At 66.6% G+C, this 8896-nt stretch carries 9 protein-coding genes; 2 read left to right on the forward strand and 7 right to left on the reverse strand.

Annotation, left to right across the window (positions count from 1 at the left end; translation table 11 throughout):
* The first annotated feature begins 359 nt into the window (after positions 1-359).
* Complete coding sequence (locus tag A5779_RS31640) at positions 360-1952, forward strand: sensor histidine kinase (RefSeq protein WP_064887888.1); 1593 nt, start codon at positions 360-362, stop codon at positions 1950-1952.
* A complete protein-coding gene (locus A5779_RS31645; protein ID WP_064887890.1) occupies positions 1949-2644 on the forward strand; it encodes a response regulator in 696 nt (231 codons plus the stop codon). The genes A5779_RS31640 and A5779_RS31645 overlap by 4 nt, the downstream gene beginning before the upstream one ends.
* A gap of 1 nt (position 2645) precedes the next feature.
* On the opposite strand, the gene A5779_RS31650 is transcribed toward A5779_RS31645, so the two are convergent.
* From A5779_RS31650 to A5779_RS31680, 7 genes are all read right to left on the reverse strand, one after another.
* Positions 2646-3737, reverse strand: coding sequence for an MmpL3/TtfA transport complex stabilizer (locus A5779_RS31650; RefSeq protein WP_064887892.1), 1092 nt, complete (start codon positions 3735-3737; stop codon positions 2646-2648).
* A 448-nt stretch (positions 3738-4185) separates the two neighbouring features.
* Positions 4186-4860 carry a helix-turn-helix domain-containing protein gene (locus A5779_RS31655; protein WP_064887903.1) on the reverse strand — a complete coding sequence of 225 codons (675 nt, stop codon included), beginning with the start codon at positions 4858-4860 and terminating at the stop codon, positions 4186-4188.
* Between the two features lie 98 nt (positions 4861-4958).
* On the reverse strand, positions 4959-5771 hold the full coding sequence (locus A5779_RS31660) for a methyltransferase domain-containing protein (RefSeq protein WP_064887894.1): 813 nt from the start codon (positions 5769-5771) through the stop codon (positions 4959-4961).
* On the reverse strand, positions 5768-6556 hold the full coding sequence (locus tag A5779_RS31665; protein ID WP_064887896.1) for an ABC transporter permease: 789 nt from the start codon (positions 6554-6556) through the stop codon (positions 5768-5770). The genes A5779_RS31660 and A5779_RS31665 overlap by 4 nt, the downstream gene beginning before the upstream one ends.
* Positions 6553-7260 (reverse strand): ABC transporter ATP-binding protein, encoded by a 708-nt coding sequence (locus tag A5779_RS31670; protein ID WP_064887898.1) that lies wholly within the window; start codon positions 7258-7260, stop codon positions 6553-6555. The genes A5779_RS31665 and A5779_RS31670 overlap by 4 nt, the downstream gene beginning before the upstream one ends.
* A gap of 7 nt (positions 7261-7267) precedes the next feature.
* Positions 7268-7723 (reverse strand): MTB12 C-terminal domain-containing protein, encoded by a 456-nt coding sequence (locus A5779_RS31675; protein ID WP_064887900.1) that lies wholly within the window; start codon positions 7721-7723, stop codon positions 7268-7270.
* A 110-nt stretch (positions 7724-7833) separates the two neighbouring features.
* Entirely contained in the window at positions 7834-8673 is an 840-nt protein-coding gene (locus tag A5779_RS31680; protein WP_064887901.1) for a peptidoglycan recognition protein family protein, read from the reverse strand.
* Positions 8674-8896: the final 223 nt, after the last annotated feature.

Raw genomic sequence — 8896 nt, forward strand, 5'->3', positions numbered from 1 at the left:
AAGAGACAGGTGCCGCCCCCTCCGCCGCCGCCACGCAGGTGTTCGACGGCGGGTCGAAGACGGTGCCCGCCCCGCACTCGGTCGCATTGCCGACCGCCGGGGAAATCGCCGTCACCACTGCCAGTGACGCAACCGCGGCCATGATGATGGTTGTCAAGCGATGAATCACGCTCATCGCAGGTCTCCCTTGGATCTACCCTCGACCCCTGCTTATGGTCAGATTCTACGACTCCGCGCCCGCGAACAGCAGCCCTGAATTGACGGCCGCGAAGGTGGCAGAAGTGCGGGCGCGAACTCGCTACCAGCGGATATCCGCGCCACTATTTGGGAAGATTGTTCCCTTCACAATCGGAGGTGCGGTGACGCGTTGGTGGCGACGACTGTCGGGCCGAATCTGGCCGCGCTCCTTGGCGGGGCAGGCCATCGCCCTGCAGGTCCTGGTGGTCGCAGTGGTGGTGCTGGCCGGCACGGCGCTGGCCCTTATCGATGCCCGTCGTGACGGTGAGGACGCGGCCCGGCAGCAGGTGATCGGCATCGCCACCACCCTGGCGGATTCACCGTCGACTGCGGCGGCCATCGAATCCGGCACTGCGACAGAGGTTTTGCAGCCGGTCACCGAGGCGGTACGCACGGAGACGGGCATCGCGTTCATCACGATCATGGCGCCGGACGGCGTCCGGTTCACCCACACCGATCCCAGCCAGATCGGCGGCCATTACCTGGGCACGGTCGAGCCCGCACTCCGCGGCGACACCTTCAGCGAGGTCTACACCGGGACGCTGGGCCCGTCGGTGCGCGCGATCGCACCGGTGGGTGGTCGCGACGGCCGCATCGTGGGCATGGTGTCGGCCGGGATCACCCAGCAGACCCTGGGCCAGCGCTGGCGAGCGCAGATCCCGGTGATCGTTGCGGTAACCGCTGCCGCACTCGGGATTTCACTGATCGGGGTGTGGGCCATCCGGCGCAGGCTGCTGCGTCAGACGCGGGGGCTGCGACCCGACGAGTTGCGGGTCATGTACGACCACCACGACGCGATCCTGCATTCAGTGTCCGAGGGACTCATCGTGCTCGATCGTGACGGTGTGGCGCTGGTGAATGACGAAGCCCGCCGTCTACTGGGGCTCGCGCCGGGGCCGGTGCGGACACACGACCTGCCGGAGTTTCTGCGCACCACCGCACCTGGAGCGCGCGACGAGTTGCACGTCACCGGGGACCGGGTGCTGGTGGTCAACCGGGCACTGGTCGCCGGTTCGGGATTCGGCGAGCAGGACCGAAGCGTCCGGGGGGCCATGTCCGAGGTCGTCACGATCCGTGACCGCACCGAACTACAAGGCGCCCTGGGTGAACTCAGCTCGCTGCAGGTACTGACCGACTCACTGCGGGCACAGGCGCACGAATCGGCGAACAAGCTGCACACCGTGATCACCATGGTGGAGATGGGCCGACCCGAGGAGGCGGTCCGGTTCGCCACCAGCGAGTTGGAGTTGTCCCAACGCCTGGTGGACCGATTGTCGCAGGCCGTGGGCGAACCGGCTCTGGTGGCAGTGCTTCTCGGCAAGACCGCTCAGGCGGATGAACGTGGGATCACGCTGACCGTCACCGAGGACACCCAGTTGTCCGCCGACACCGTGCTCTCCGGACCGGAGATGGTGACGGTACTGGGTAACCTGATCGACAATGCCATGGATGCGTGTGACCGTGAGGATCCGTGGATCGAGGTCACGGTGAGTCAGGACGATCGCGAGTTGTTGATCCGCGTCGCCGACAGCGGAGACGGGATGGATCCGGACACCTTCGAAAAGGCAATGCAGCGCGGATATTCGACGAAAGACGATGCGTCCGGCCACGGGCTGGGACTGGCTCTGGTGGCGCAGACGGTCAAACGACACGGCGGGACGCTGCGAACCGACGTCACGTACGGCTCCGTGGTCACGGCAACGGTACCGCGATGATCTACGTGCTCATCGTCGAGGACGATCCGTTGATTGCCGAGGCCCACCAGACTTATCTCGGCCGCCTGGAAGGGTTTTCGGTGACCGCGGTGGCACACACCGCCCGCGACGCGATGCGCGCGGCAGCCGGGGCCGCGGCGTCCGAGCATCCGGTGGACCTGGTACTGCTGGATCTCGGATTGCCCGATGCGAGCGGAATCTCGCTGGCATCCGGGCTTTCCGGGCTGCGGCCGGCACCCGATATCATCGCGATCACCTCCGAGCGCGATCTGGAGATGGTGCGCGCCGCGGTGGCCCACGGCGCCCTGGCCTACCTGCTCAAACCGTTCACCTTCGCGGCCTTTCGCGATCGGCTGGAGCGCTATCGCCGTTATCGTTCGGCGCTGCCGTCGGGGACCGATGCCGCCAGCCAGGCCGAGGTTGACCGAGCGTTGGCCGAATTGCGGGTTGCCTCAAGCGAATCTGTCAGATCTTCCGCGAAGGGTGCGGCGCCGCAGACCACAGAAGGTATTGCCGTGGCTGTGCGCGACGAACCCGACGGCCTGACCGCCGACGAGGCGGCCAAGCGAGTCGGAGTGTCACGGGTGACGGCGTGGCGCTATCTCGAGCGTCTGGCCGATGAAGGCACCGTCACCCGCACTACGGATTACGGCAAAGCCGGGCGGCCGCGCACCCGCTACAGGTGGCGTTGAATCAGACCCCAGCCGGCGCCAGCGCGGGCAGGTGGTGCATCTCGACTGCGTCCGTCGACGCCAGCTGCGAGTACAGCGATTCGGCGACGTCGAAGACGTTGACCTGGCCCGCGTAGTCGGCGATGTAGAGCCGAGTGCCGTTGTCGCGCAAGGCGACCGCCGCAGGCTGGGCGTGCACGTCGATGCTGCCCTGCACCTCGCTGGTCAGCGTGCACCAGACGATCACACGGTCATAGTCGACCACGTACGCGCGGGTGGTGTCAGGGCTCAGCACCAACTGGGTCGGCGCCCCGCCGATCTCGACGGCGTCCACCACGGTCCCGGCGGACAGGTCAACGGTGTGCACCACACCGCGATGCGCCAGGTCAGAGGTCAGCACGTAGGCAACGCCGTCGCCGATCGCGATGTCACGGATCGGTGCGCCGATCCAGACCGTGGCCTGCGCCTGAGCGGTCTCGGTGTTGACGACGACCAACCGGCTGCCACGGAAGTCCGAGGTGGCCACGTACAGGCGCTTGCCGGTCGAGTCGATCTGTAGGGCGTCGAGGTTGACACCCGCGCCGGTGGCGATGTCGATGGTGCCGACGCGCTCGGCGGTGGTGTCGATGACCGCGATGTCGATGCGCTCGTGGCCCGCGCGGCCGGCGAACACCCGCTTGCCGTCCGGGCTGATGGACAGGGCGGTGACGCTGAAGGCCAGCGGGTACTCGTTGAGCACCGCACCGGTGATGGTGTCGACCGCCGCGATCGCGTCGTGCCCGGGAGTGGCGACGCTGACGTAGGCACGGTCATCCGCGACGACGACGGCAAAAGGGTCTCCGGCGAGACGGACCGAGCCCACGACACCCATGGTGTGAGGGTTGATCACGGTCAGGCTCTGCGCGCCGGTGTTGGTGACCACCACGGTGTCACGCTCGGGATCGACGGCGATGTCGCCGATCGGCCCGCGTCCGACTGCGGCCAGTCCGGCCACATCGATGTCGTCCAGCGCACCGTCGAATGCGACGCTGCGAGCAGTCGAATCGTCGATGGCGCGATCATCGTGGCCAGCGCGCAGCGCCGTGACCAGCGCGCGCAGGAAGTTGTTTGCCATCGTTATCGGCACCTCCGCCGGCAAGGCTGTCACCGGCTCTAGATTTCAGGTCGATCTGCGCCGGGAGTGGCGCGGTTGCATTGAGTCTAGCGACGAAACCGACAGGTCCCGGACGACTTCACAGCGAATAAGTCGCACAGGCCAATTCTCTCTCAGAATGCGCTTAGGAAATTCTTCGTTATCGACTCGTTACCTTTTGGACGCATTTGATTAAAACCCTGTTACCAGCGACTTCGCAGGCTCGGTTAGACGTGGCGCATTTCACGAGCAGCGGGACCGTCAATAGCAATTCTTACCATCGCCGGCAAAAGTGAGCGGTAGATCACACTGCGACACACCAGCAAACTTTCCAGAGCGTCAACACCGGGCAGGCTGCAGTGACGGCCGATATGTGTTACTGCTGTGAAAGATGAGTCATGCCGCATCGGCAGTTCGCTGTCGGCAGCAACTACCCCGCCACCGGCCGAACGACGAGATTCACTTCGCACGATCCGTGCCGGGCGTCGGGCCGCACCGAAGCCGCGTATCGACCGCCGATGACCTCGGCGTTCAAGTCGATCACTTCCTGGATCAGGCCCTGCTGGATGCCGCGCACGACCTCGGGCGAATCCACCGCGACCTCGGCCAGCGGGCAGGTGCAGATCTCCACGGACACCTCACCGAACGAGGTGAGCACTGAGCGGACCTGAAATCCCAGCTCACTCAGGGTGGCCACCACCAGGTCGGCGATCGACGTCTCACTGCGCCGGCGCGCTACGCGCACTCGCCGGGCCAGATCGGCACCGATTCGCAGTGCCCGCGCTTCCCGTTCGGCGGGAGTGCCGCCGAGGTGCGCCGCGAACAGCGCGACGATGTCGGCGTAGTCGAGTCGTGGGGCGATCTCGTAGGTCAGCCGCGGTCGTCCGACGCGCCCGCCGCCGGATGCCGCCCCGCCACGGCGGATGACGCCCTGGTCTTCGAGGGTGCTCAGGTGGAACCGAGCGGTGGTGACGTGGATCCGCAGTGTCTCGGAGATCTGTCGGGCGTCCACCGGGCTGTCTGCGGCACGCAGCAGGTCGAGAACCCGCTGCCGCTGCTGGCCGACTGCCCGATCCGATTCGATGCGTTGACCGTGCCGGGGCATGCCCACATCATGCACGGCGGCGGGCCGCCCGTCCGGCACGGCGGCGGGCCGCCCATCCGGTACGGCGGCGGGCCGCCCATCCGGCACCGCGGCAGGAGTCATTTCGATTCTGCGGCAGGCACCGTGGCGACGATCGCCACGGCGGTCAGATGATCGCGGTAGCGGGCGAAGGTCTTGCGCATGTGGAGAACCCGCTTGCGGGCAGCCGGATGCGTCAGCACGTTGCCGACGATGCGCAGTGCTCCGAGCAGGCCTTCGTCGGCGATCACCCGGCGCGGTTCCAGCAGCGCCATCGGGGCACGCTCGACAGTGACCACCTCGAATCCCGCACCGGTCAGCAGCTCGGTCCATTCGGCCACGGTCAGCGGCCGGGCGTTGACCTTGATGGCGCGGGCCATCTGGCGGCGGATGTCGTCCTTGATGTCATCGGCGAGTTGGTCGGGCATCAGGCCCAGTTCGTGGATGGCGTAGCGCCCACCGGGGCGCAGGACCCGGAAGGCCTCGTCGACGATGGCCTGTTTGGCCTTGTCGCCCTGCATGGTCAGCATGGCCTCGCCGACGACCACATCGGCCGAACCGGCCTCCAGTCCGGTGCTGGCGGCGTCGGCAGCCACCAACCGCCCGCCGGTGTCGGCCACCACTTTCTGCAGCGGGCCCGAGGTGGTCGAGCTGTCGTCGACGCCGACGTACGAGCGGGGCCCGCATGCGGCGATGTCGGTGGCGGTCCGGCCAAGCCCTGGCCCGAGTTCAACGACGTCGGCCCCGCTGATTCGGGCCGCGGCGAGCAGTCGGGTGGTCAGCTCCAGCCCTCCGGGCCGGAGCACCCTCTTGCCGAGCCGGGCCAGCAGCCAGTGCCCGGGCAGATCGGCATCGGACCGTTGCGCCAGCGGCAGATCGTTCTTGCCGGTCATCTCGTGATTCCTCCTCTGCGGGCCATGCACCACGTACTGCACAGCGGGACAACGGAAAACAGGGCGCACGTGTACGCCAGGGCCAGGTCGGGTCCCCATGGCGGGTTCAGGACGATGTCCTGCCCGGTGGCGAAGACCCCGTTGAGAAACGGCATGAACCGTTGCAGCGAATAGCCGCCGGGCAGGTAGCCGACGGCAGTTTCGATGACGTACACCCACAACAGGATCACTCCGACGGCTGCGGCCGGTGTTCTGATCACCGCACCCACTCCGAGCCCGAGACCCGCCGCGAAGAACGCGTAGACGGGCACGGTCCACAGCAGACGCACGCCATGCGGATCGGTCAGCGAGACCTGTCCGTAGACCGAAGTCGCCACCCAGGGCAGGGTGACCAGCACCAGGACCACCATGGCTGCCGCCACCACGGCCCCGAGTAGTCCGTAGAACAACCACTTCCCGGCAAGGGCCGCCGATGCACGTGGCAGTGCGAATCGCACGTATTGTTGTGCTCCATAGCGGAATTCGTGGGCCTGGCTGTGGGCTGCCGCCAACGCGGCCAACACGACGGTCACGGTGATCACCCAGTACGCGGCGTTCGTGGTCGACACCTGCTGGACATAGCTCTGGCCCGGGATGCGAGCGAATCGTTCTGCGACATAGGCGATCAGGTATGTGATCACGGCGGGAAAGATCGCCGCGGCCGGCACCAGGACGCTCCACAGCGGCCCGCGGCCGCCGGTGCGGATCATCTCGGCGCGCATGCTGCGCAGCACCGTCGCGCTCATGCCGCGGCCATCCGCAGGAGCAGGGCCTCAAGGTGCTGACGCGGATCTGCACCGGCGGGCAGGATCTCGTCAAGGCTGCCCGCTGCGGCCACCCGCCCCCGTTCCATCACGAGCAGCCGGTCCGCGGTCAACGCCACCTCACCGAGCAGATGGCTGGCCACCACCACGGTCCGTCCTTCGGCAGCCAACTGCCGCAACAACTCCCGCAGCCAGACGATGCCGGGGACGTCCAGGCCATTGACGGGTTCGTCGAAGATCAGCGCCCGCGGTTCGGCCAACAGAGCGCTGGCGATGGCCAGCCGCTGCCGCGCGCCCATCGACAGCTGCGCGATGCGTCGGTGCCGGAGTTCGGTCAGCCCTACCAGCGCCAGCACGTCGTCGACGCGCCCGCGGGCGATGTCGCCCAGCGCCGCCAGCCACGACAGGTGGCGCTGGGCACTGTGTCGCGGGTCCATCGCCATCGGGTCGAAGTGCACACCGAGCATCCGCATCGGTTCCGCGCAGTGATCAATTGGATTCCCGCACAACGTCACTGTGCCGCTGTCGATGCGCTGCAGGCCGGCGATCACGCGCAGCAGCGTGGTCTTTCCGGCACCGTTGAGGCCGAGCAGGCCGGTGACCGTACCGGCGGGGAAGGAAGCGCTGACATCGGTCAGCGCTTGCGTGTTCCCGAACGCCTTGGTCAACCCGCGGACCTCGATCATCGTCGGATCACTGGAAATTGCACGGAATGGGCAGGCCCAGGGTCGAGATGCCGTTGCACATCGACTTGCTCGCCAGCTTCCACTGCCCGTCGATATAGCGCCATTCGGCGGGGATCTGCAGGGTGGGCTGGCCGACGCGACTGCCGTTGATCACCGCGGTGTGACTGTTGCCGTCGTGGGTCTCGGGCCCCGTCACCACCGCCGAGCCTTTCGGGGCGCGAAAAATCCCGATCCGGTAGACCATCTTCGGCACGATCACCGCCCGTGATCCGCCCTCCAGTTGTGCGGCCTTGACGTGATCCGGGGCCTGGCTCGCCACGAGTAGCTGGATCTGGGCATTGAGTTCCTCCAGCGCGGGCACCGGCGCCGTGATGGCGAAGTCCTCGGCGCTGGCGAGGGGCGCTGTCACCACCGAGAAGGGCACAACAACAGCACTGGCAAGCAGGCAGATCACGCGCTTCATCAGCGGTTCCTTAATTTGAAGGAGAAGTATCCGGTTAACCATAGAAGTTTGGTTAGCCTAAGACAACACCTTCGTCAGGAACGGGGGGTGAGTAAGTTTGCGCGCAGGGGTCAGAGCCGTAACGCAGCTGCGGTGGCGGGGCCGACGATGCCGTCGACCTTCAGCCCGCGGGTACGCCGTTGGAACTCCTTGACCGCGGCCTCGGTCTGCGGGCCGAAGACTCCGTCGGCCTCGAGATCCCCCGCATATGCCGCATAGGCGGACCTGAGCCGGCGCTGCAATGCGGCAACCTCGGGCCCCTCCATGGGCCGATACAGCAGCACATCGATGTACTGCCCCACGGGCACAGGCGGTCGAGGCGTCGGTGCCGGCTTCCCGACATCGCCGATCTGCGCCTGGATGTCGGCGCGCAGGATGTCCATGTCGATGGCGCCCGGATCCCACTTGCCTTGCGCGCGGCCGGCGTATTCCTTGTGCCCTATGGTGCGTTCAGAGCTCTGCGCCAACCGGCGGTTGATCGCGGCGCAGCACCGCACCAGAGCGAAATACTGTGCATCAGGCCAATTTTTGCGATGCGGTGCCGTCGGACTGGTACCGCTGTTGGCGCACTCGATACCGATCATGTGCCAATTGCCCATGTTCGTCGGCAACCACGGATACATGCCGACACCGGCATGCCAGGCCACCCCGAGCGCCACGACCGTCACCGTTCCGTCGCGCGCGATGTGCAACTGCGACAACGGTCCGGGAAGGTCCGGACGCCCATTGGCGATGGATGCAGCGGTGGCGGTGTCCGACCCGGTGTGATGCACCATCACCCCGCGGATGTCTTTGAAATCGCCGTGCCCCCGGGTGCGCCAACCGGGGTACTCGACAAGGTCGATACCTTCGGCGCGGAGCACGTCGGCCAGCCAGACCGGATCCCCGGTCCATCGTCCTGTCTGAGGCACTGAGATTCCTTTTCCTTCTATAGCAAACGATCGGTGCCCCCAAGCCTACGCGCGCGGACCGACAGTTCCTCACCCTCACCGAAGCGGTCAGACAGGTTATGCGTCAATATATTTGCCCACAGGAACACCACCTGCACAGCATCCAGGCAGCACGTTCGCCCACAGCACGGCAGGCAAACATACCTGTCTGGTTGCGACCACGCTTTCCGTCCGCATCGGCGGC

Source organism: Mycolicibacterium peregrinum, assembly GCF_001665625.1.
Lineage (GTDB): Bacteria > Actinomycetota > Actinomycetes > Mycobacteriales > Mycobacteriaceae > Mycobacterium > Mycobacterium peregrinum_B.

Bases quoted from the DNA above. Each gene is read 5' to 3' on its own strand.
- A5779_RS31645 (WP_064887890.1), top strand. From the start codon at position 1,949: ATGATCTACGTGCTCATCGTCGAGGACGATCCGTTGATTGCCGAGGCC.
- A5779_RS31650 (WP_064887892.1), bottom strand. From the start codon at position 3,737: ATGGCAAACAACTTCCTGCGCGCGCTGGTCACGGCGCTGCGCGCTGGC.
- A5779_RS31655 (WP_064887903.1), bottom strand. From the start codon at position 4,860: ATGCCCCGGCACGGTCAACGCATCGAATCGGATCGGGCAGTCGGCCAG.
- A5779_RS31660 (WP_064887894.1), bottom strand. From the start codon at position 5,771: ATGACCGGCAAGAACGATCTGCCGCTGGCGCAACGGTCCGATGCCGAT.
- A5779_RS31665 (WP_064887896.1), bottom strand. From the start codon at position 6,556: ATGAGCGCGACGGTGCTGCGCAGCATGCGCGCCGAGATGATCCGCACC.
- A5779_RS31670 (WP_064887898.1), bottom strand. From the start codon at position 7,260: ATGATCGAGGTCCGCGGGTTGACCAAGGCGTTCGGGAACACGCAAGCG.
- A5779_RS31675 (WP_064887900.1), bottom strand. From the start codon at position 7,723: ATGAAGCGCGTGATCTGCCTGCTTGCCAGTGCTGTTGTTGTGCCCTTC.